A 21768-nucleotide genomic window follows, 5' to 3' on the forward strand; every position below is an offset into this window, starting at 1 on the left:
AATCCTCGCTTCTCGTGCTGCTCACGGCTCGATCGGGATCCGGAACTCCCACTCCACCCCGCGCCCCGGCGCGGTCCGAAGCGTGGCCTGACCGCCGAGCTCATGGATCCTGCCGTAGATGGAGTCTTTCATGCCCATCCGGCCACTTCGCATGGCTGCGGCGAACTGATTCGGGTCCCCGCCGACGCCGTTATCGCGGACCGAAACCATCGCCGTGTTGCCCTCGACCTCGAGGAAGAGCCAGGCGCGGGCGTTCGGCCCGGCGTGCTTGGCGACGTTGTTCAGCACTTCGCTGATCACCGCGTCCAGCTCCAGCGCCCGCGCCGATTCCAGCAGCAGCGGTTCGGCCGGGGTGGAGACGGTGACGGTCGCCGAGGCGTGCCGGTCCAGGGCGACCGCGAAATTGCGGTGGGTGCGGTCCCGCGGGTTGCGGGAGTCGGGGTCGATATCGCGCTCCTGCAGCAGCGCGCGCAGCTGCACCTCCTGATCGCGGGCGTGCCGGGCCAGCATCATCCCGCGCTGGCCCAGGTGCGGCCCCTCGCGTTCCACCATGGCCAGCACCTGGAGTACGCCGTCGTGCACGATCCGCGCCAGCCGCTGCCGCTCCCCGATCACCGCGGCATTGCCGGAGAGCCGTTGCTGTTCGGCGGCCACCACCCGCATCCGGTCCACCATGTAGCCCAGCCCGCCGCAACCGACGACCAGCGAGGCCATCAACCCGAGCACCTCCGGGCGCAGATCGGGATGCTGCAACTGGATCAGCGCGAACAGCACCAGCGCCGAACAGGTACCGGTCAACCAGCCGTACCCGACGGCCAGCGTGATCGGTGCCGCGGCGGCCCAGAAACCGGTGACCGGCAACCAGTGGCCGCCCACGCCCAGGGCGGTACCCGACAGCGCGGTGAGGATCAGGGTGAGCAGGAAATCGCTGAAGAACAGCCAGGTCCGCCGGCGCTCCGGTTCGGCGTACAACAGCTGCATCACGACCGAACCGATGATCATCACCCCGCTGATCAGCAGCACCAGCACCGGGCTGCGGCTGTCCCCCAGCCGGGTCAGGTTCACCACCAGGGTCAGCGCGAGCAGGGCGTACCGGGTGATCGCCAGCAACCGGAACAGCGGCTGCAGGACCCGGTCCCCCGGACCGCCCGGATCCACGGTCCCCGGGCCCGCCGCACCCGGACCCGGGCTGCCCGGGCCCGCGGCGCTCACGCGGTACCCGCGGCCTCGGACCTGCCGCGTTCCTTCGCCACGGTCGCGTACAGGTCGACATACTCCTGCCCGGAGAGCTCCATGATCGCGTACATCACCTCGTAGGTGATCGAGCGCAGGATGAAGCGATCGTCCTGCATTCCCTGGTACCGCGAGAAATCCAGCGGTTCGCCGAACTTCACGATCGGGGTGACGACCTTGCCGAAATGCTTGTTCACCGGGGCGATGATGTCGGTGTTGATGACCGCGGTCGGGATCACCGGGACCTGCGCCTCCAGCGCGAGCCGCGCCACCCCGGTGCGTCCCTTGTAGAGCTTGCCGTCGTGCGAACGGGTGCCCTCGGGGAAGATCCCGAACAGCTCGCCGCGGCGCAGCACCCGCAGCCCGGCCTTCAGCGCACCCTCGGATGCCTTGCCACCGGAGCGGTCGATCGGCACCTGCCCGGTACCGGCGAAGAACCGGCGCTGCAGCATGCCGCGGAGGCCGGTCCCGGTGAAGTAGTCGGACTTGGCGACATAGGTGATCCGGCGACGGATGGCGAGCGGGGTGAACAGCCAGTCGGCGATCGAGAGGTGGTTGCTGGCGATGATCGCCGGGCCGTGGCTGGGCACGTTCTCCGCACCCTCGACGATCGGCCGGAAGACCCGCTTCAACCCGGGCCCGAGCAGCACGTTCTTGAACAGCCAGTAGAGGCTGCGGCCACCGCCGGCGCCCTCGATGTTCTCGGAGACCGGGTCGACCCGGATCAGTTCCCCGCCGAGATCCTGGTCAGCCATCGGTTGTCTCCTTCGGTACGCCCGGGCGCGGCTCCGGCGCGCTGCCGCCGGTTCCCGGGCGGGGGCGTACCTTCTCCTCGATGTTACGCCCGGCCAGCGCGCCGGACTTGATGCTGGTGGCGTACACATCCACATAGGTCTGTCCGGACAGCTGCTGCACCGCGGCCATGATCTCGTCGGTGACCCAGCGCAGTACGCCGCGGTCGGCGGCCTGGTCGTAGTAGGCGGAGAAGTCCAGCGGCGGGCCGATCCGGATGCCGGGGCGGCGCATGTAGGGGATGCCGAACCAGCCCTTGACGAACTCGGTGCCGACGGTGGCGACCGGCAGCACCCGGACCCGGTGCCCGAGCACCAGCCGGGCGACACCGGTCTTGCCCTTGTAGAGCCGGCCGTCCGGGGAGCGGGTGCCCTCGGGATAGATGCCGACGATCTCCCCGGCCTCCAGGATCGCACCGACCGCATCCACCGAATCGTTGCTGGCCCGCCCGCCGGAGCGGTCCATCGGCAGCATCCCGACCGACTTCAGGAACCAGGCGACGACCTTGCCGCCGAAGGAGCGGCCGGTGAACAGTTCGGCCTTGGCCGGGAAGGTCACCTTGCGCTCGATCATCGCCGGCAGCACCACGGTGTCACCGTAGGAGAGGTGGTTGCTGACCAGGATCGCCGGGCCGGTCGGTGGGACGTTCTCCCGGCCCTCCAGCCAGGGTCGACAGACCAGCTTGATCACGGGCGCGAAGAGGAACCATTTGAACAACCAGTACGGCACGGGCAGAAGGTTACCGGCTGCCGGTGCGTAATACAGTTGGTCCGTGGTGACCGACGAGCAGGCCGCAGACGCGCTGATTGCCGAGCATGCGGCGCCGATCCACGGCGGCTCGGGTGAGGTGGGCGTGCTGCTCTGCCACGGTTTCACCGGTACGCCCTGGTCGATGCGCGAGTGGGCCGAGTATCTGATCGAGGCCGGCTACCGGGTGTCGGTGCCGCTGTGGCCGGGTCACGGCACCACCTGGCAGCAGCTGAACGACACCACCTGGCAGGAGTGGTACGCCGCCGCGGAGACCGCGCTGCGGGAGCTGCGCCAGCAGTGCGACACCGTCTTCGTCGGTGGCCTGTCGATGGGTGGCGGGATGGCACTGCGGCTCGCCGAACGGCAGGGCTCCGACATCCGCGGGCTGGTCCTGGTGAACCCGGCGATCGCCCTGTCGGACAAGCGATTGCTGGTGCTTCCGGTGCTCAGCCGGTTCGTGCCCTCGCTGGCCGCGATCTCCGGTGACATCGCCAAACCCGGTGCCGACGAATACGGCTATCGGCGGACTCCGTTGAAGGCACTGCTGCAGCAGACCCGGATGTGGCTGGACATCCGCACCAACCTGGACCGGGTCGATCAGCCGATCCTGATGTTCCGCTCCGAGCAGGACCATGTGGTCGATCCGACCTCGGCGCGGCTGATCCAGGAGGGTGTGTCCTCGGCGGAGGTGACCGAGCGGGTGCTGACCCGCAGCTACCACGTCGCCACCATGGACTACGAGGCCGAGGACATCTTCGCCGAGTCGGCGGAGTTCTTCGGTCGCCACAGCGCCCGCGCGGCGGAGGCCGAGGATGCCTGAGCGCCGACCCGAGGACTACGACCGGGACTTCGCCGAGCTGGTCTCCGGGCTGGAGCTGGGCGGCGGCCCGGACAGCTCACCCTCCCCGAGCGAACCGCCGGACCTGTCGGGACGGCGTACGCCCCCGCGGGCACCCGAGCCGGACCCGGGCTGGTTCAACCTCGGCGATTCCCTGGAGCGCGCCGAACCCGACGAGCCGGATCCCTCGGAGTGGAAGCCGGAGGCGCAGCCGATGCCGCGCCCGAAGACACCGGCACTGGTCTCGCTGGGCCTGCTCGGCTACTGCGTGGTCATCCTGGTGCTGGTCATCGCCGGGATCCGGTTGCCGATGTGGGTCGCCTGGACCGCGGTGGCCGCCTTCGTCGGCGCCATGCTGATCGGCTGGCGGGCCCTCCCCCGCGACCGCGACCCCGGTGACGGTGACGGCGCGGTCGTCTGATCCCGCGTCGGCTGAGCGAGCGAGGAACGACCTTCCCCCGTCGGCTGAGCGAGCGAGGAACGAGCGAGTCGAAGCCACGCCCGCCGAGGTCGGCCCCCGGGACACGATCGGTCGCCGGCTTGCGGGGCGCTACCGCGCGCCCAGTCCGATGTCGGCGCGCCAGGCGTCGTGGAGTTCGGTCAGCCGCGCGACCTGATCGGGGTGTTCCTCGGCGAGGTTGGTGGTCTCGCCGATGTCGTCGGTCAGCCTGGTCAGCCACAACCCCGAACCCATCGGCGCGTGTTCGTAGGATGCGAGGTGCTGCACCTCCGGTGACTCGCCGTCGGTGAAGCTGAGCTTCCACTCGGCATCGCGGACCGCCCACTGGAAACCGCACTCCCAGTGCAGCGAGTCGTGGCCACCGCTCTCCCCGCGGAGCGCGTCGAGTTGGGGGCGGCCGTCCGCGTGCTGCCAGCTGGCGGGGTCGGCGCCGGCCGCGGCGAGGACGGTCGGATAGACGTCCAGGCTGCTGATCAGCGCACCGGTGGCAGCACCGGCCGGCAACCCGGCCGGCCAGCGGACCAGCATCGGAACCCGGATTCCGCCCTCCCACAGTGAATACTTGGTGCCCCGCAACGGCGTGTTGTCGCCGTAGTTGCAGGTGGAACCGCCGTTGTCGGTCAGATAGACCACGATCGTGTTGTCGGCCTGCCCGGTCTGGTCGAGCAACTCGAGCACCTTGCCGATCTCGGCATCCATCAGTTCGAGTTGGGCGAGATAGTAGTCCCGGCCGTGCTCCAGGTTGGGCTGGATCGAGTCGTCGTACCACTCGCCGTATGGGACCTCACCGGGCTTCCAGTCCTCAAGCGGCGGCAGGCCGCGCTTGGCGAGTTCGTCGGCGGGAAGTTGCCAGCAGAAGTTGTGCACGGCGTTGAACGCGAGCATGCAGAAAAACGGCTGGCCCGCAGCGCCGTCGGCGCGGATGAAGTCGCGGGCCTGCTCGCCGAGGAAGCTGGTCAGGAACCCTTCGTGTTCGACCGGTTCGTCGCCACTGAGCAGCGGTTGTACCGCCAGGTACCGGGTCGCCTCGGGGCCATATTCCTCGCTCGCCGCGCTGGAGTGGCGCAGGTAGTTGAGCCGACCGGTCGACTGCCCGGCCAGGCCGTAGAGGGTGGTCTGGAAGCCGTGGTGCGGTGGGCAGGCGCGATCGCCGACCTCCTCACGGCCGTAGTGCACCTTCCCGAAGTAGCCGGTCCGATATCCCTGTCCGGCAAGGGCTTCCGCGATCGTCGGCAGGTCGTCGGGGGCGAACCGGCTGGAGTCGAACCACAGCGCACCCCAGCGCTGCTGGTAGCGGCCGGAGATCAACGCGGCGCGGGACGGGCTGCAGATCGGGGCGGTCACGTACGCGTCGGTGCAGGTCACCCCTTCGGCCGCCAACCGGTCGAGCGCCGGGGTGTGCACATCGGGGTGGATGCCCGCCGCGGACCGGTCGGCGTACCCGTGATCGTCGGACACGATGAACAGGACGTTCGGCCTCACGTCGGCACCCTACCCAGCCGGAATCGAGGTCCGGGAACAGTCATGTTCAGCGCGGGCAGGTGCACCACTGATCGGCCGGTACCTGGCGCTTCACGTCCTCGACGTGGTCACCGCAGCCGGCCCAGGTCGTCTTGCCACACTTCTCACACGGCACCGGTCGGCACATGTTTTCCCCTTCTGGCTATCCATTTCTCACTGATCGAGCGGACATGGCCGATGTTAGCGCCCGGTTTGCCCGAGTCCCGCATCTCCAACAGACTGGTGAAAACCAGCACACCGCAGGAGGAAGCAATGCCGCAGACCGTCAAGGGTGTCATCGCCCGCACGAAGGGTGCCGAGGTCGAGGTCGTCGACATCAATGTCCCCGATCCCGGACCGGGTGAGGCACTGGTCCAGGTCCAGGCCTGCGGGGTCTGCCACACCGATCTGCACTACCGCGAGGGCGGTATCAACGACGAGTTCCCGTTCCTGCTCGGCCACGAGGCCGCCGGGGTGGTCGAGGCCGTCGGCGAGGGGGTCACCGAGGTCGCCCCCGGTGACTACGTGGTGCTCAACTGGCGCGCGGTCTGCGGCGAATGCCGCGCCTGCAAGAAGGGCAAGCCGTGGTACTGCTTCGCCACCCACAACGCGACCCAGAAGATGACCCTGGCCGAGGGTGACCCGGACGCGGGCGCCGAGCTCTCCCCCGCGCTCGGCATCGGCGCCTTCATCGAGAAGACGCTGGTCGCCGCCGGTCAGTGCACCAAGGTCGACCCCGAGGCGAAGCCGGAGGTCGCCGGGCTGCTCGGTTGCGGCGTGATGGCCGGTATCGGCTCGGCGATCAACACCGGCCAGGTGGGCCGCGGCGACTCGGTCGCGGTGATCGGCTGCGGCGGTGTCGGGATGGCGGCGGTCGTCGGCGCGGTACTGGCCGGGGCGACGACGGTGATCGCGGTCGACACCGATCAGCGCAAACTGGACAAGGCGACCGAACTGGGCGCCACCCACACCATCGACGCCAAGGCCGAATCGGATGTGGTGGAGAAGATCCGCGAGCTCACCGACACCTTCGGCGCCGATGTGGTGATCGACGCGGTGGGCCGGCCGGAGACCTTCGACCAGGCGTTCAAGGCCCGCGACCTGGCCGGCACCGCGGTGCTGGTCGGCGTACCCACCCCGGACATGACATGGGAGACCCCGCTGCTGGAGGTCTTCGGCCACGGTGGCGCGACGAAGTCGTCCTGGTACGGCGATTGCCTGCCCAGCAGGGATTTCCCGATGCTGATCGACCTCTATCTGCAGGGCCGGTTGCCGCTGGACGCCTTCGTCACCGAGAAGATCGGGATCACCGACATCGAGTCCGCCTTCGACAAGATGCATGGCGGCGACGTGCTGCGTTCGGTCGTGATGATCGGGGAGGGGCAGCGATGAGGATCGACCACACCGTCACCTCGGGCACCTTCACCCTCGACGGGGAGACCTTCGACGTCGACAACAACGTCTGGGTGATCGGCGACGACACCGAGTGCGTGATCATCGATGCCCCGCACTCGGTGGCCCAGATCCTGGAGGTGGTCGGCGACCGGCGGGTGCTCGCGGTGCTGTGCACCCACGCCCACGACGACCATGTGCGGGTGGTGCACGAACTGGCCGACAAGGTCGATGCGCCGATCCTGCTGCACCCCGATGACAAGCCGCTGTGGGACCTCACCCACCCCGGTACCGAGTGGGACCGCGATCTGCGCGACGGCGAGAAGCTGATGGTGGCCGGTGAGGAGGTCCGGGTGATCCACACCCCGGGCCACGCGCCGGGCGCGGTCTGCGTCTATCTGCCCGCCGACGGCGTGCTGTTCTCCGGTGACACCCTGTTCCAGGGCGGCCCGGGCGCGACCGGACGCAGCTTTTCCAATGAAGACACGATCAAGGCCTCGATCCGCGAGAAGCTGTTCGTGCTCCCCACCGAGACCGTCGTGCACACCGGCCACGGTGATTCCACCACGATCGGTGCGGAGAAGGAGGCGCTGGGCGCCTAGCCCAGGCTCTCCACCCGCTTCTTCAACCCCTGCAGGGCTCCGTCGATGATCGTCTTCTCGGCCTTGCGCTTCAGCGCGCCCAGCATCGGCAGTTTGATGTCGACCTTGAGCGCGTAGGTGACCCGGGTGCCGTTCGCGATCTCTTCGAGGGTGTAGGAACCGTCCATCGCCTTCAGCACCTTGGCCTCGACGAGCTTCCAGGACACCTGCATATCGCTCCAGGTGTAGGCCAGGGTGTAGTCGTCGGAGATCATCGGGTGCTTGAGCACCATCCGCACCCGGTCCGGGCGGCCATCGGCTTCGGAGAGCACGGTCGCGGAGACCAGGTTGTCCACCCACTGCGGGTAGGCCGGGATGTCCGCGATCACCGCCATCACATCATCCGGGGTTGCGTCGATCTCGATGCTGGCGGTGGTCTGGTCGGCCATCTCGTCCCTCCTGGTGGTCTGGGGCCGCTCACTCTAGCGGCAGGTCGAGTGCGGTTCGGAGGGTACGCCGGGCCGCGGCGGTGCCGAAGTGGTCGCGGACGTGGTCGCTGCCGGCGGCGCCCATCGCGGCGCGGCGGGCCGGATCGGCCAGCAGCGCCGCCAGCGCCGCCGACCAGGCGTACGGATCGTCGGGGAGCACCAGGCCCGATGATCGGGTGACGGTCTCGGGCGCGCCGCCGGAATCCCCGACCAGCACCGGCAGGCCGACGGCCGCCGCCTCCAGCATCGCCAGCCCGAGGCCCTCGGGGTTGAGCCCGCCGAGCCGGGTACGGACCGGGGCGGCGAAGAGCGCGGCCCGGGCCAGTTCGGCGGGCATCGCCGGGTGCGGTACGCCGCCGCCGAACTCGACATCGGCCAGACCCGCGGCCCGCCGGAGCAGCGCCGGGCGCTGCGGCCCGTCACCGAGCAGCCGCAACCGCCCGGGCAGGTCGGGATGGTCGCGGCGCAGCAGCCGCCAGGCCTCGATCAGGGTGTCCAGGCCCTTCTGCCGGATCATTCTCGCCGCGGCGAGCACCACCGGTGGCCCCGGGGCGCGCTCCCCCGCGGTGGCGGTGAAGGCCGGGTCGATCGGCGGCGGCAGCCGGACCAACCGGGCCCGGGCGGGCGCCGACAGGGCGGGCGCGATCCGCGCGGCGGCGTATCCGGAGATGGTGGAGATCGCATCGACCCGGTCCCCGATCCGGCGCAGCAGCCGGCGGCTGCCCGGCAGGCTCGCCCACCAGACCTCGTGGCCGTGGCTGAGCGCGAACTGGCGGGTCGCGGTCGGCCGCAGCCGGTCGCCGAGCAGACCGAGCGGGGCGGCGGCACCGTAGACGATTCGGCTGGCCCGGTACCGGTGCAGCAGGTCCAACCCCCGCTCGGCCAGTGCTCCGGTGGGCAGCAGCGGCCCGGGCAGCCGGTGCACCGGGAAGGACAGTTCGCGATCGTGGGCGGCGGCGTCGGGGTGGTCGCTGGTCAGCACCACCACGTCACCGTCGAGCAGGTCGCAGACGGTGGCGACGAAGTTCTCGATGCCGCCGATCCGGGGCGGGAAGTCATTGCTGATCACCAGCGTGGTGCGGCTCATCGGGCCGCCAGCCGGCTCAGCTCGGCCGCGACCGCGGCATCGAGGGCGCGTTCGTCCCAGCCGGCCGCGGCCAGTGCCTCCGGCCAGCTCCGGCCGGCCCGCAGCCCCTGCAGCACCCGGTCGGCGCTGCGGTCGCCGCGGTCGAGCACCCGGACGGCGGTCCAGGCGCGGGTGTACGCCTCGGCCAGCCGGGGCGCACCGGCGGCGAGTTCGGCATCGGTGGGCGGCCCCGCGGCGGGCCCGTACCGTCGCTGGTCGGCGGCGAGCTGGGCCGTCAGCTGCCCGGCGGCCTCGGGCTGGTCGCCGAGCGCGACCAGGTCGGCGTACCCCTCGTTGAACCAGAGCGGGGCCGGCAGCCGCACGCTGCCGGTGGCCAGGTGGGTGGCCTCGTGGGTGATCAGGATGCTCCGGGCGGCGCCGGTGGTGGCCGCTGCCGCGGCGGGGTTGATCACGATCCGCACGGCGGGCCCCTCGGTCCAGGCCGCGGCGGCGATGTCGCGGCGGCTGTTCGGGGGTACGCCGAGCAGCCGCTCGAAGGTGTCCGGGCCGTCGGGCAGTTCGGCGACCAGCAGCGGCGGGTTCAACCCACGGGCGGCGAGCGGTCCGCGGGCCCGGTCCAGTTCGGCGAGCCAGGGGTCCGGGTCGGTACCGGCGGCGGTGATCACCGCCGCCCCGGGCCGGTTGGCGACGCGGACCGGCTGCCGCCACCAGATCGGTTCCTGCCGGGTGCTGTCGGCGGGCGCATCGCCGAGTCCGGCGAGCCGCAGGGCACCGTCGCGGCGGGCCGCGGTGAGGAAGATCCGGTGCTCGGCGGCGACGGGTTCGCCGGCCACCCGCCAGGCCACGGCGAGTTCGCGGACCTCCAGACCGGTTCCGAGGCGGGCCACGGTGGCCGGGGCCGGGGTCGCGGTCCGGCTGGTGGCGGTGAGGGTGACCTCGAAGCGCCCCAGGTTGCTGCGCAGTTGTTCGGCGGCCTGGGCCAGGCCGGGATCAGCGGCAACCGCCTGGGGGTCGAGCAGGCCGGCGAAGGCCGCCGGATCGCCCAGGGCCCGCTGCAGTGCGGCGACGAAACCGGGCCAGTCGGTCGCCGACGTGGTGGCGGGCGGCGGTGACGGTGGTGGCGCGGGAGCGGGCGGCGCCGACGGCGTACCGCAACCCGCCAGGCTCAGCGCGAGCAGGACCGAGGCGGCGCCCCGGGCCCACCCTCGGCGATCAGCCGACGCGCACCGCCAGGGTGTAACGGCTGGTGAGGGAGGCGTACTGGACGGGGACCGAGGAGTTCGGCGCATGGATGACGGTGCCGTTGCCGATGTAGAGCGCGACATGGGTGAGGCTGCCGTAGAACACCAGGTCACCGGGCTGGATCTGGCTGATCGGGATCTTGTTGCCGCTGGCGTACTGCTGCTGGGAGGTCCGCTGCAGGGACACCCCGGCGGCCTTCCAGGCGGCGCCGGTCAGGCCGGAGCAGTCGTAGGCGTCGGGCCCGGTGCCGCCCCAGCGGTAGGGCTTGCCGACCTGGGCCTTGGCGAAGGCGATCGCAGCCCCGGCGCGCGAGGAACCGGCCGGCACCGGCGGGGTCTCGACGGCGGCCTTGGCATCGCTGGAACGCTCGGCCGCGGGGCTGGCCGAACGGCTCGGCTTCGGGCTGGCGGACGCGCTGGGGGTGCGCGAGGCGCTCGGGGTGGCGGTGCTGCGCCGGCCGGCGGTCTCGGCGGTGCTCTCCTCCTGCTGCGCCGCGGCCTGGGCACGCTGCTCGGCCTCGCGGGCCTCCCGGGCCTGTTCCTCGGCGAGCCGGGCGCGCTCCTCCGCGCTCAGCCGATCGAGGACCTGCTGTGCCTCGGCGAGCTTCTTGGCGGAATCCTCGCGGGACTTCTTGATCGCCTTGGTGGACTTGTCGATGGTGTCCACATCGGCGGCGGCGCCGCGCTTCATGTCGGCCAGGTTGGCCTGCTCGGTCTGGAACGACTGCAGCGTGCTGTTCTGGTTCGCGGTGACCTGCTGGACCGTCGAATATTCGCTGAGGAAGGAATCCTGGTCCGAGCGCAGGATGATCTGGGTGCTGGGGCTGAGCGTCCGGTTCTGGAACTGGGCGAGCGCGACCTGCCCGACCTGGGTGCGCATCCGGTCGACCTTGTTGGCCTGCTGGGCGACGTCACCCTCCCGGGTCGCCAGTCGCTTGGTCGCGGCGTCGAGGTTCTCCTGGGCGCCGAGCGCCTCCTGATCCAGGGCGGCGGCGTCCATCGACAGCTGCTCGACCTTCTCCTTGGCCCGTGCCACCGCGCCCGGATCGGCCTGTGCCCACTGCGGTGCGAGGGTGGCGCCGAGGGCACCGATCGTCACGGCCAGTACGCCGGCGCGCAGCGCCTTGTGCATGCGAGTCCCCTTCAATCACCAGACCGGGTGGGTGGGCAGAGCCACCCCGCCCGCAGTCACCCTAAGGTCACGAAAGGATCACCGCAACCTGAGAGTCCGGTCAGAGTTGGCGCGGGGTCTTTACAGGTTTCCCGCGAACCGCACGGGCAGGCTCTCAGGTTCCTCAGGCGGCACCGGGCGTACCAGCCGGAGCGGCGGAACCAGTCCCTGGTCCGCGAGCACCGCCAGCGCCTCCTGCTCCTCGGTCGCCAGCTCGACCCGGTCGTGGCGATCCTCGGGCACCCCCATCAGCACCGAGATGACGCAGTCGGAGCAGGCCTTCGGCCGCGCGATGCAGGTCCCGCAATCAATCTCAATCGTCTCCATGCCCAGAAGTGTGGAGAAGAGGTCTGACAGTCTGTTGTCGGCTCGCGCGCGGCGCGCCATCACGGGAGGCGAGCGTCCAGCGGCGCGCCCCCGCGATGCAGGCCCACCAAGGAGAAATCCCCGCGTCCCACGACGCGACCAGCAACAGACCGATCGCGAGGGATTTCGACGACTGGGCCGAAGAGCGGGGTGATGGCGCGCCGCGCGCGAGCCGACGAAAGATTGTCAGAGGTGTTGCTTAGCGTGCGGGGCATGTCGACGGCCCACCGCATCGCACCACCCCTGCAACCCAGCCTGACCGATCTGGGTACGCCGCTGCCGGAGACCACCTTCGTGGTCGTCGACCTGGAGACCACCGGCGGGTCCGAGAGCGATGCGATCACCGAGATCGGCGCGGTCAAGGTGCGCGGCGGTGAGGTGATCGGTGAGTTCCAGACGCTGGTCGACCCGAACACCCACATCCCGGCGCTGATCCAGGTGCTCACCGGCATCACCAACCAGCTGGTCGCCGGCGCGCCGAGGCTCGCCGAGGTGCTGCCTGCGTTCCTGGAGTTCGGCCGCGGCGCGGTCTGGGTCGCGCACAATGCCGGCTTCGACATCGGTTTCCTGAAACGGGCCTGCGCCACCCACGAACAGCCCTGGCCGGCCCCGCGCACCCTGGACACCGTCGCCCTCGCCCGGCAGGTGCTGCTCCGCGACGAGGTGCCGAACCACAAGCTCGCCACCCTGGCCAACCACTTCCACGCCGCCACCACCCCGAACCACCGGGCGCTCTCCGACGCGCGGGCCACCGTCGATGTGCTGCACGGCCTGATCGAGCGGATCGGCAACCTCGGCGTACACACCCTGGAGGATCTGCTCGAGTTCACCCGCCGCGTCTCCCCGCAGCGCCGCGCCAAGCGCACCTGGGCCGATGACCTGCCCGCCAAACCCGGGGTCTATCTCTTCCACGACGAGGTGCCGGGGCCCGACGGCCCGCAGCGCCGGGTGCTCTATGTCGGCAAGTCCACGAACATCCGCCGCCGGGTGCGCAGCTACTTCACCGCGGCCGAGACCCGGCGCCGGATGGATGAGATGGTCCGGGTCGCGCACGGCGTGCAGGCGGTGGTCTGCGTGACCCCGTTGCAGGCCGAGGTGACCGAGCTGCGGCTGATCGAGCAACACTCCCCGCGCTACAACCGGCGCTCCAGGTTCCCCCGGAAGCTGCACTGGCTGAAGGTCACCGACGAGCCCTATCCCCGGCTCTCCCTGGTCCGCCAGGTGCGCGCCGACGACGCCAGCTATCTGGGCCCGTTCCGCAACCGGCAGTCCGCCGAGCAGGTGCTGGCCGCCCTGCACGACGCCTTCCCGATCCGGCAGTGCACCGACCGGTTGACGCTGCGCGGCATGGGATCGCCATGCGCGCTGGCCGGGATGGGCCGCTGTCTGTCCCCCTGCGACCACTCCGTTGGCCTCGAGGAGTACGCCGCGGTGGTCGAGCAGTTGCGGGAGTGCCTGGCGGGCGATGTCCGTCCGGTGCTGGCCGCGGCCCGGTCCCGGATGCACCGGTTGATCGAACAGCAGCGGTTCGAGGAGGCCGAGGTGCTGCGGGACCGGCTGACCGCCTGGTCCAGCACCGCCCTGCGCCACCACCGGGTCGCGAGCCTGTCCCGCTGCCCGGAACTGGTCGCCGCCCGGCACACCGACCAGGGCTGGGAGATCCATGTGATCCGCCACGGCCGGTTGGCCGGTGCGGCGCTGGCCCGGCCCGGTGAGGTGCCGCAGGCGGTGGCCCGGGAGGCGGTGACCCTGGCCGAGACCGTGGTCGCTCCGCCGCCGCCACTGCCCGCCGGGACGGTCGAGGAGGCCGAGCGGATCGCCGCCTGGCTGGAATCTCCGGGCGTACGCCTGATCGAGGTGACCGGCGACTGGTCCTGGCCGCTGCACGTCGGGCTCGGCGAGGGCGGCTTGGCCGCGCACACCCTCGGCGAGCGTCGGTGAGCGCCGCGCGAGCCGAACAGAGATTGGATAGGGTGCGAACCATGGTCACTGCCATCGTCTTCGTCAAGGCCGATGTCGCCCGGATTCCCGAGGTGGCTGAACAGATCGCCGCTCTCGATGGGGTGACCGAGGTCTACTCGGTGACCGGCCGGGTGGACCTGATCACGATGGTCCGGGTCCGCGACCACGACGCCGTCGCCGCGGTGGTGGCCGACCGGCTGAACAAGATCCCCGGAGTGAGTGACACCGAGACCCATATCGCGTTCCGGGCCTACTCCAGCCATGACCTCGATGCGGCCTTCTCCCTCGGTGACTGACAAGGCCCCTGGGCCCACCGAGGATCCGCTGCTGGAGCATCGCTCGCGCTCGCGGCGGTTCTGGGTGACGCTGGCGATCCTGACCACCCTGCTGGCGGTGACCGTCGGCGTACTCGCCTGGGCACTGGCCCGGCAGGAGGCGTGGACCCCGATCCCGATCCCGACCGCCAGCCCGGGCTACTGACCGCGGCCGTCAGACGACCGCGCGGCCCAGGCAGACGCCGGCCAGCACGACACCGAGGGTGATCAACGCGATCGTGTCGAACCGGGTCCGGTTCGCGCTCGCCGTCCCGAGCAGCGCACCACTCGCGATCCCGGCGATCACCGCACCGAGCAGGCTCACCGCCCCGGCCATCGACCCGACGACCAGATTGAACACCAGCAGGATCGCGAACAGGATCAGATAGCTGCGGACGTCCTCACCGGCCCGGTAGCCGAGCGCGGCGCGAGCGGCGATCAGCCCGATGATCACGCTGTACGCCAGCCCCCACAGCGGAATCGTCGGATAGAGCAGCGAGAGGGCGGCCGCCGAGCCGAGCCCGGAGATGATCGCGATCCCGACCATCCGGCCGCGACCCAGCGCGGCCTCCACATCGCGGCCGATCAGCCACAGGAAGAGCAGGTTCAGCAGCAGGCTGAGAATCGTGCCGCTGGGCACCAGGATGCCGGTGACCAGCCGCCAGAGCTGACCCTGCGCCAGGCCGGTGCTGGAATAGCCGAGCACCTGGCTGGCGAGTCGGCCGGGGGTGACCAGGTCGATCAGCCCGACCGAGGCCATCAGCACCATCAGCGCCGCGGTGACGGTGACCGGGCCACCGCCGAGCCGGAACCCGGCCAGCGAGGGGCCGCTGAACGGCCGGCGGCCACCGGAACCGCCGCCGCGCCAGTTGCTGCCGCCACCCCGGCCGGAGCCACCCCGCCGGCCACGGCCGCGGCCACCGCGACCGCCGCCGGAGGGATGGTCGGCGAGCTGCTGCTCCGCGACGCAGACCGGGCACTGGAAACCCACCGAGGCGGGTCGCATGCATTCCCCGCAGATAGCGCGGTCGCACCGCTGGCAGGTGATTCCGGTGGAGCGGTCCGGGTGCCGGAAGCAGGGCTTGAAGCGCTCGTCGTCACTGGGCGGCGGCCCGCCACCGGGCCCTGGTGAGGCCGCGAACTCCTCCCAGGTGAAGTCCGGCCTGTCGTCGCGCCCCTCGGTCATGGAATCAGCTCTCGGAGACCTCGACCGACTCGATCACGACCGGCTCCACCGGGCGGTCCGACGAACCGGTACGCACCTTGGCGATGGCGTCCACGACATCGCGACTGGCCTGATCGGCGACCTCACCGAAGATGGTGTGCCGACGGTTCAGGTGCGGGGTCTGGGTGACGGTGATGAAGAACTGCGAACCGTTCGTACCGGGCCCGGCGTTCGCCATCGCGAGCAGGTAGGGACGATCGAACTGCAGCTCGGGGTGGAACTCGTCGCCGAACTTGTACCCGGGACCGCCGGTGCCGTTGCCGACCGGATCGCCGCCCTGGATCATGAAGCCGTCGATGATCCGGTGGAAGCCCAGGCCGTCGTAGAACTTGCCGGTCTTCTTCTCCCCCGTCTCCGGGTCGGCGTACTCCTTGGTGCCGGTGGCCAGGCCGACGAAGTTGTCGACGGTCTTCGGCGCGTGGTTCTCGAACAGGTTGATCACCACGTCGCCGTGGTTGGTGTGCAGGGTCGCGGTCTTCGCCACCGTGGGCACCTTTCTCTGCGGGGGTATGCCGTTGTCCCGCCACCTCGGCGGGTGGCTCCATCTTGGCACGCTCCTCCCAATGAGGGGGACCGGACAGCCCCCGCCCGCAACCGGGTTGCCCGGGACGGATACCGTGGCAGAACTCCCATCCGGGAGGCCCCATACGAACTCGGAGGAAAAGTGAAGGCAAAGAAGAACGCCGCCGCAGAGATCACTCACACGGCCGCGGAGACCGGTGCCGCCTATCTCGCCGACGCCCGCAAGCGGATCGCCCCGCTGGCTGCGAGCGCCAAGGAGAAGGGCAATGCGTACGCCCAGCAGGCCGCTGTGGCAGTGGCCCCGGCCGTCTCTGCCGCCAAGATCAAGGCCCGCGGCAGCTATGAGGACGTGGTGCCGAAGATCTCCGATGCACTGGAGAATCTGGCGAACAACCCGAACGCCCAGGAGGCGCAGTACCGCGGTCTGGCCGCCCTGCAGGCCCTCCGCGGCGACCTGACGCTGTCCCGCGGCGACCGCAAGAAGCTGCAGAAGGCCCAGGCCCAGCAGATCAAGGCGCTGCGCAAGAGCGCCAAGCCGGCCAAGACCAAGAAGAAGGGTGGCGGCTTCGTGGTGCTGCTGCTCCTCGGTGGGCTGGGTGCCGTTGGCTACTTCCTGTGGAAGAAGTTCATGGCGCCCTCCGACTCCGACTGGCAGGCGCACAGCGCCTCGGCGTACCAGCCGAGCAAGCCGACCTCGAGCACCCAGTCCTTCGGCGAGCCGGTGGACGCCCCGGGCCGCGCCGCTGCCGGGACCGCCACCGGGACCGGCCCGGCCAACGAGACCGCCGCTCCCGATGTGGACCGCTCCAAGTACGGCTCCGACGCCTACGTCGGCGCCGAGCCGCCGGCGGGCTTCACCATCAAGGGCAACGAGCGCTCGATGAAGTACCACACCGCCGGCAGCGGTGGCTACGAGCGCACCATCGCCGACGTCTGGTTCACCACCGAGGACGCCGCCGAGAAGGCCGGTTTCTCGAAGGCCCAGCGCTGAGCCACGGCGCCGAGCGTTGACACCGCCGCGGGGCGGGCATCCCACCGGGATGCCCGCCCCGTTCTCATTGCCCGGTGACACGGGTCTCCCACGGCCGACCTCGCGAACGCGAGCGAACCGGGAGAGGAGCGGTTGGTCCGAGTGACGTGTCGGCCCCCCCCCCCGACGACTGACTCCGCCGCGAGCAAGATTTCCTTCCCGCAGCACTGACATCGGCGCTCCCCCGCGGGCCTGTAAGGGGTGAGAGATCACCTCAAGGGGGGAAGACGATGCCGATGATCACCGATGCGCGGCACGACTGGGTCGATGCCCGGCCGTTCCGGATGCACTGCCGCCGGCTGCTGGCCGAGACCGGGTTGGGTGTGACCGAGCTGGCGGTGTACGCGGGGGTGCCGCCCAGGGTGCTGCACCGATTGGTCGGTGTCGGCGGCCGGCCGCTGCGCAAGCTGTTCCCGGTGTCCGCGCACCGGCTGATGCGGATCGAACTGCACCGCTTGCGGGAGGCGCTGGCCACCCCGGTCCGGGCCGAGCCCGCGGTGCTGCTGGTCCGTCGGCTCACCGCCGCCGCCGTGCCGCACGAGCAGTTGCTGGCTGCCCTGGGTGGTGACGAGCTCACCGTCCGCGCGCTCGGTGACGGTGCCGAGGGCACGGTGCTGCTGCGGCAGGAGTTGGCGCTCTCCGCGCTGGCCGTGGCACACGGCGCGGTGACCGTCTGGTGCGACGAACCCGAGGAGCTCGGGGCCGCCGGGGCCGAGCCGCTGGCGGCCTAGAGTGAGCGCCGTGATCGGCCGGCAGCTGGGGGACGCGCCGCTGCTGGCCGCCCTGGGTGGCTGCGTGCTGGCGCTGCTGGCGATCGGCACGGCGCTGACCGGTCGGGTGCTGCTGGCCCGACTCGGCGAACCCGACGACGGCGCCGAACAGGGCAAACTGCCCTATACCGCGCTGGCCACCCCGCGGTTCGCGGTCGCCGTCGGTGGCTGTTCGGCGGCCGCGCTGCTGGTGCTGACCAGCCGGGCGCCGCCGGCGCTCTGGCCGCTGTGGCTGCCGCTGGCGACGCTGGGGGTGTTGCTCGGCTGCATCGATGCGGCGACCACCTGGCTGCCGCTGCGGCTGACCAGGCCGTTGTGGGTGCTGACCGCGGTCGGGGCCGCAGGCACGGTGCTGGCGGCCGGGTGGCGGGTCGGGGTCCGCGCCCTGCTCGGGGCGCTGCTCTGCTTCGCGTTCTGGTGGCTGATCTGGCGGTTCGTCGGCGGTCTCGGCTTCGGCGACGTCCGCCTGGCACCGGTGCTCGGCGCCACCGCGGCGGCCGGTGGCTGGGGGGTGCTGGTCTGGGCGATGCTGCTCGGCACCTTCGCCGGTGCGGCCTTCGGCCTCTACCGGACACTCCGCGGCCGCCGCGGGGCGTTCGCCTACGGGCCGGCGCTGCTGATCGGCCAGTTCGCTGCCCTGATCTGGCCCGGCCTCGGCTGAGCCAGAGGGTCAGTCGTCCTGCGCGGCGGCCGCGTCCCGGGTGGTACGCACCCAGAGGTCCAGCTTGGCGCGGGCACTGCCGTCGTCGAGCACCGTCCGGGCCCGCTCCAGCTGCTCGGCGAACTGCTCGGCCACCGGGCGGTCCAGGTCCGGTCCGGCGAAGGCCAGCAGCGCGGCGGCGGCGTTAAGGGTGACGATGTCGCGGACCGGTCCCGGCTCACCGGCGAACACCGCGCGCGCCACCTCGGCGTTGCGCACCCGGTCGCCACCGACCAGGTCCTCGACGCGGGCGGCAGGGATGCCGAGTTCGCGCGGATCGAGGGTGGTCTCGACGACCCGCCCGTCGTTGATCAGCCAGATCCGCGAGCTCGTGGTGGTGGTCAGCTCATCGAGCCCGTCGTCACCGTGGAAGACCATCCCGCGCACCCCGCGGGCGGCCAGCACCCCGGCGATCAGGGCCGCGGCGCGGGCGTCGGCGATGCCGATCGCCTGGGCCCGGGGACGGGCCGGATTGGCCAGCGGGCCGAGCAGGTTGAAGGTGGTCTGGATGCCCAGGCCGGCGCGCACGCCGGCCGCGTGGCGCAGCGAGGAGTGGTAGTAGGAGGCGAACAGGAAGACGATGCCGGCGGCGTCCATCACCTGCTGCTGCTTGTCCGCGGGCAGCTCCAGCACCACCCCGAGCTCCTCGAGCACGTCGGCGGTGCCGCAGGCCGAGGAGGCCGCCCGGTTGCCGTGCTTGGCCACCCGGGCCCCGGCGGCCGCGGCGGTGATCGCGGCCATCGTGGAGATGTTCACGGTGTTGGCCCGGTCCCCGCCGGTCCCGACGACGTCGACCGCGTCGGGATCGAGATCGAGCGGCCGGGCCTTGTCGAGCATCGCCTCGGCCAGTCCGCGCAGCTCCTCGACCGTCTCCCCCTTGGCACGCAACGCCACCGCGAAGGCCGCCAGCTGGACGTCACTCGCCGACCCGCTGAGCACCTCCTGCATCGCCCAGGCGGTCTGCTCGGCACTCAGATCGCTGCCGGCGACCAGCGTGGTGAGCAGGTCCGGCCAGCGCTGTTGCGACACCATCGGGCCCGCTTCAGGCCTGCGCGGGGATGCCGGCGATCCGCTGGCGGAGCAGCCCGGCGACCTCGTGCGGCAACCGCACCGGGTCGATCGGATGCGCCACCACGGCGTCCGCCCGCGACCAGGTGGCGAGCCACGCGTCGTCCTGCCGGCCGACGACGACCAGCACCGGTGGGCAGTGCGCGATCTCGTCCTTGAGCTGGCGGCAGATCCCCATCCCGCCGGCGGGCACCGCCTCGCCGTCGAGGACCACCACGTCGATGCTGCCCTCCGGGCGGAGGCCGGCCTGCCCCACCGAGTTGTCCATGGTCTGGATGACCGCGCGCGGGGTGGCGCACTCCACCACCCGCACCGCGGGCAGGTCGGGGGCCACCTCGGTGCCGAGAGCCAACCGGATCGCGTCCCGGACCGTGCGGTCGTCGGAGTAGACCAGCACGGTTGCCTGACGCTGGGTGGACGATTCTGCGCTCATCTGTTCCTCACTGGGCCGCTACCGGCCGGACGTTCTGGTGACCCTAAGACCTCGCAGGGAGTGTATCCGTCCTATCGCGCACCGCCAGCACCGCCCAAACCGCGCCTGACCCGCGCCCGCGGGCGCGTGATCCGCAACACATCGGGGCCCCGATTCGGGCCCCAGGAGGCCCCGTTCCGGGCAACGATCCGATTCCAACGCCACCATGGCGGTGATGCCGGGATGACGAGGCCGCAAACTCTGGCAATAATGACCCCGTGGCTACTTCTTCCGAGACGACCCCCCACGCCGGTTCCACAGACCTGCCCACCGGTGCGTTGCAACCGATCGCCCGTTCGCGGCTGACCGGGGTCAAGGGGCGCCCGGACATGGTCGCCGTCGGCACCATGGTCTGGCTCGCCTCGGAGCTGATGTTCTTCGCCGCGCTGTTCGCGGCGTACTTCACCATTCGGTCGGTGACCAACAACACCACTGCCGGCGATCCGAACGGGACCATGTGGCAGCAGGGCTCGGCCATGCTGAACGTGCCGCTCGCACTGGCCAACACGATCATCCTGGTGCTGTCCTCGGTCACCTGTCAGATGGGCGTCTTCGCCGCCGAGCGCGGTGACGTGAAGAAGCTTCGCTTCTGGTACATCCTGACCTTCATCATGGGGTCGGTCTTCATCGGTGGTCAGGTCTATGAGTACGCCCAGCTGTGGAGCGAGGGCATGACGATGCAGTCCAACGTCTACGGCTCGCTGTTCTTCCTGGCGACAGGTTTCCACGGCCTGCACGTGACCGCTGGCCTGATCGCCTTCATCTATGTGCTGGCGCGCACCTACATGGCACGCCAATTCACCCACGAGCAGGCGGTCTCGGCGGTGGCGGTCTCCTATTACTGGCACTTCGTCGACGTGGTGTGGATCGTCCTGTTCTCGGTCATCTACTTCATGAGATGATGCCGCCTTGTTGACCACGTCGAACACCATCGCCAACCTCCAACGAAGGGACATCCCCCAGTGAGATTCCTGTCAGCCAAGCGACGGCACAAGGCCGCTCGGCCGCTGCTGCTGGTCATGGCGCTGTTCCTCATGGGTGTCGTGTACGCGGGGTTCGCCCCCACCGGCAAGTCCAACGCCGACGCGACCATGACGCAGCAGGTCAAGGAGGGCCAGGCGCTGTTCGCCGTCGGCTGTTCCTCCTGCCACGGTCTGCAGGGCGAGGGCGGTTCGCAGGGTCCGTCGCTGGTCGGCGTCGGCGCGGCCGCGGTCGACTTCCAGGTCAGCACCGGCCGGATGCCGTTGTCGAACCCGGGTGAGCAGGCGCCCCGCAAGCCAGCCGTCTACAGTTCCGAGGACACCGCGAAGCTGGCAGCCTACGTCGCCAGCCTGGGACCGGGGCCCGCCATCCCCACCGAAGCGCAGTACAATCCCTCCGGGCTGACCGAGGAGCAGATCGCCAAGGGCGGTGAGCTCTTCCGCACCAACTGCTCGGCCTGTCACAACTTCGCCGGCCTGGGCGGTGCGCTGCCCGACGGTCGGTACGCCCCGGAACTGCGGGGCGTACCCGAGAAGCAGATCTACGAAGCGCTGCGCACCGGCCCCCAGCAGATGCCGATCTTCTCCTCACAGAATCTCACCGACGACGATGTCCGCGCGATCATCGGCTACCTCAAGGCGATGGAGGCACAGCCCAACCGCGGTGGCCTGAACTTCGGCGGCATCGGGCCGGTGGCCGAGGGCTTCTGGGCCTGGGTCGTCGGTATCGGCGGGCTGATCGGTTTCTCCGTCTGGATCGCTTCGAAGGGAGCACGCGCCAAGTGAGCGACAACAACAATCTCCCCGACGGCGCCGGCCGTCCCGA

At 70.7% G+C, this 21768-nt stretch carries 24 protein-coding genes and 1 pseudogene; 12 read left to right on the forward strand and 13 right to left on the reverse strand.

Going from position 1 to position 21768, the window contains the following annotated elements:
* Positions 1-21 precede the first annotated feature (21 nt).
* Genes C8D81_RS07970 through C8D81_RS07980 form a run of 3 tightly spaced genes read right to left on the reverse strand, consistent with a single transcriptional unit; the run spans position 22 to position 2754 of the window.
* The gene (locus tag C8D81_RS07970) at positions 22-1212 is read right to left on the reverse strand and encodes a sensor histidine kinase (protein ID WP_094430109.1); all 1191 of its coding nucleotides are present in this window, start codon (positions 1210-1212) and stop codon (positions 22-24) included.
* Positions 1209-1988, reverse strand: a complete 780-nt coding sequence (locus C8D81_RS07975) for a lysophospholipid acyltransferase family protein (protein ID WP_133625816.1) — start codon at positions 1986-1988, stop codon at positions 1209-1211. The genes C8D81_RS07970 and C8D81_RS07975 overlap by 4 nt, the downstream gene beginning before the upstream one ends.
* Positions 1981-2754, reverse strand: a complete 774-nt coding sequence (locus C8D81_RS07980; protein WP_094361135.1) for a lysophospholipid acyltransferase family protein — start codon at positions 2752-2754, stop codon at positions 1981-1983. Before C8D81_RS07980 ends, C8D81_RS07975 begins: the two co-directional genes overlap by 8 nt.
* A gap of 43 nt (positions 2755-2797) precedes the next feature.
* Here C8D81_RS07980 and C8D81_RS07985 point away from each other — a divergent pair, with 43 nt between their 5' ends.
* Positions 2798-3595, forward strand: coding sequence for an alpha/beta hydrolase (locus C8D81_RS07985; RefSeq protein WP_229237933.1), 798 nt, complete (start codon positions 2798-2800; stop codon positions 3593-3595).
* A complete protein-coding gene (locus tag C8D81_RS07990; RefSeq protein ID WP_094361137.1) occupies positions 3588-4034 on the forward strand; it encodes a hypothetical protein in 447 nt (148 codons plus the stop codon). The genes C8D81_RS07985 and C8D81_RS07990 overlap by 8 nt, the downstream gene beginning before the upstream one ends.
* Before the next feature lie 129 nt (positions 4035-4163).
* Here the strand turns inward: C8D81_RS07990 and C8D81_RS07995 are convergent, their stop codons facing one another.
* Complete coding sequence (locus C8D81_RS07995; RefSeq protein WP_133625817.1) at positions 4164-5555, reverse strand: sulfatase family protein; 1392 nt, start codon at positions 5553-5555, stop codon at positions 4164-4166.
* A gap of 291 nt (positions 5556-5846) precedes the next feature.
* Between C8D81_RS07995 and C8D81_RS08000 the strand changes: the two genes are divergently transcribed.
* Both C8D81_RS08000 and C8D81_RS08005 read left to right on the forward strand, forming a co-directional pair.
* Positions 5847-6965 carry an S-(hydroxymethyl)mycothiol dehydrogenase gene (locus tag C8D81_RS08000; RefSeq protein ID WP_094403434.1) on the forward strand — a complete coding sequence of 373 codons (1119 nt, stop codon included), beginning with the start codon at positions 5847-5849 and terminating at the stop codon, positions 6963-6965.
* On the forward strand, positions 6962-7567 hold the full coding sequence (locus C8D81_RS08005; protein WP_094361143.1) for an MBL fold metallo-hydrolase: 606 nt from the start codon (positions 6962-6964) through the stop codon (positions 7565-7567). Before C8D81_RS08000 ends, C8D81_RS08005 begins: the two co-directional genes overlap by 4 nt.
* On the opposite strand, the gene C8D81_RS08010 is transcribed toward C8D81_RS08005, so the two are convergent.
* The 5 genes from C8D81_RS08010 to C8D81_RS08030 form a co-directional block, all read right to left on the reverse strand.
* The gene (locus C8D81_RS08010; protein ID WP_094361145.1) at positions 7564-7995 is read right to left on the reverse strand and encodes an SRPBCC family protein; all 432 of its coding nucleotides are present in this window, start codon (positions 7993-7995) and stop codon (positions 7564-7566) included. The genes C8D81_RS08005 and C8D81_RS08010 overlap by 4 nt on opposite strands.
* A 28-nt stretch (positions 7996-8023) precedes the next feature.
* Positions 8024-9121, reverse strand: coding sequence for a glycosyltransferase family 4 protein (locus C8D81_RS08015; protein WP_094430107.1), 1098 nt, complete (start codon positions 9119-9121; stop codon positions 8024-8026).
* Positions 9118-10410, reverse strand: coding sequence for a hypothetical protein (locus C8D81_RS08020; RefSeq protein WP_133625818.1), 1293 nt, complete (start codon positions 10408-10410; stop codon positions 9118-9120). Before C8D81_RS08020 ends, C8D81_RS08015 begins: the two co-directional genes overlap by 4 nt.
* Positions 10334-11494, reverse strand: coding sequence for a C40 family peptidase (locus C8D81_RS08025; RefSeq protein WP_094430104.1), 1161 nt, complete (start codon positions 11492-11494; stop codon positions 10334-10336). Before C8D81_RS08025 ends, C8D81_RS08020 begins: the two co-directional genes overlap by 77 nt.
* A gap of 120 nt (positions 11495-11614) precedes the next feature.
* Positions 11615-11860 carry a hypothetical protein gene (locus C8D81_RS08030; RefSeq protein WP_094356521.1) on the reverse strand — a complete coding sequence of 82 codons (246 nt, stop codon included), beginning with the start codon at positions 11858-11860 and terminating at the stop codon, positions 11615-11617.
* 252 nt (positions 11861-12112) lie between these two features.
* Between C8D81_RS08030 and C8D81_RS08035 the strand changes: the two genes are divergently transcribed.
* From C8D81_RS08035 to C8D81_RS08045, 3 genes are read left to right on the forward strand one after another with little or no spacing between them, the layout of a single operon-like run.
* Entirely contained in the window at positions 12113-13840 is a 1728-nt protein-coding gene (locus tag C8D81_RS08035; protein ID WP_094430103.1) for a DEDD exonuclease domain-containing protein, read from the forward strand.
* A 41-nt stretch (positions 13841-13881) separates the two neighbouring features.
* Positions 13882-14157 (forward strand): Lrp/AsnC family transcriptional regulator, encoded by a 276-nt coding sequence (locus tag C8D81_RS08040; RefSeq protein WP_094356519.1) that lies wholly within the window; start codon positions 13882-13884, stop codon positions 14155-14157.
* Positions 14150-14341 (forward strand): hypothetical protein, encoded by a 192-nt coding sequence (locus tag C8D81_RS08045; RefSeq protein WP_094356518.1) that lies wholly within the window; start codon positions 14150-14152, stop codon positions 14339-14341. The genes C8D81_RS08040 and C8D81_RS08045 overlap by 8 nt, the downstream gene beginning before the upstream one ends.
* A gap of 9 nt (positions 14342-14350) precedes the next feature.
* Here C8D81_RS08045 and C8D81_RS08050 read toward each other — a convergent pair whose 3' ends face one another.
* Together C8D81_RS08050 and C8D81_RS08055 are read right to left on the reverse strand one after the other, a co-directional pair.
* On the reverse strand, positions 14351-15361 hold the full coding sequence (locus tag C8D81_RS08050; protein ID WP_094430102.1) for a rhomboid family intramembrane serine protease: 1011 nt from the start codon (positions 15359-15361) through the stop codon (positions 14351-14353).
* A gap of 4 nt (positions 15362-15365) precedes the next feature.
* Positions 15366-15884 carry a peptidylprolyl isomerase gene (locus tag C8D81_RS08055; RefSeq protein ID WP_094356516.1) on the reverse strand — a complete coding sequence of 173 codons (519 nt, stop codon included), beginning with the start codon at positions 15882-15884 and terminating at the stop codon, positions 15366-15368.
* An 861-nt stretch (positions 15885-16745) separates the two neighbouring features.
* Between C8D81_RS08055 and C8D81_RS22000 the strand changes: the two are divergent.
* From C8D81_RS22000 to C8D81_RS08070, 3 genes and pseudogenes are all read left to right on the forward strand, one after another.
* Positions 16746-16913 (forward strand): annotated as a pseudogene (locus C8D81_RS22000) (sunset domain-containing protein); the annotation flags it as partial.
* A 269-nt stretch (positions 16914-17182) separates the two neighbouring features.
* The gene (locus tag C8D81_RS08065; RefSeq protein WP_133625819.1) at positions 17183-17683 is read left to right on the forward strand and encodes a hypothetical protein; all 501 of its coding nucleotides are present in this window, start codon (positions 17183-17185) and stop codon (positions 17681-17683) included.
* Positions 17684-17693: 10 nt separating this feature from the next.
* The gene (locus C8D81_RS08070; RefSeq protein ID WP_166646712.1) at positions 17694-18383 is read left to right on the forward strand and encodes a prepilin peptidase; all 690 of its coding nucleotides are present in this window, start codon (positions 17694-17696) and stop codon (positions 18381-18383) included.
* Positions 18384-18392: 9 nt separating this feature from the next.
* Here C8D81_RS08070 and trpD read toward each other — a convergent pair whose 3' ends face one another.
* Both trpD and C8D81_RS08080 read right to left on the reverse strand, forming a co-directional pair.
* Positions 18393-19454, reverse strand: coding sequence for an anthranilate phosphoribosyltransferase (gene trpD / locus C8D81_RS08075; RefSeq protein WP_094403427.1), 1062 nt, complete (start codon positions 19452-19454; stop codon positions 18393-18395).
* A 10-nt stretch (positions 19455-19464) separates the two neighbouring features.
* Positions 19465-19923 (reverse strand): response regulator, encoded by a 459-nt coding sequence (locus C8D81_RS08080; protein ID WP_094356511.1) that lies wholly within the window; start codon positions 19921-19923, stop codon positions 19465-19467.
* 257 nt (positions 19924-20180) lie between these two features.
* Between C8D81_RS08080 and ctaE the strand changes: the two genes are divergently transcribed.
* Together ctaE and qcrC are read left to right on the forward strand one after the other, a co-directional pair.
* A complete protein-coding gene (ctaE, locus tag C8D81_RS08085; protein WP_456151927.1) occupies positions 20181-20864 on the forward strand; it encodes a cytochrome c oxidase subunit 3 in 684 nt (227 codons plus the stop codon).
* 60 nt (positions 20865-20924) lie between these two features.
* Positions 20925-21728 (forward strand): cytochrome bc1 complex diheme cytochrome c subunit, encoded by an 804-nt coding sequence (qcrC, locus tag C8D81_RS08090; RefSeq protein ID WP_133625820.1) that lies wholly within the window; start codon positions 20925-20927, stop codon positions 21726-21728.
* The last annotated feature ends 40 nt before the right edge of the window (positions 21729-21768 follow it).

This window comes from Enemella evansiae (assembly GCF_004362375.1).
In the GTDB taxonomy this organism is placed as follows: domain Bacteria; phylum Actinomycetota; class Actinomycetes; order Propionibacteriales; family Propionibacteriaceae; genus Enemella; species Enemella evansiae.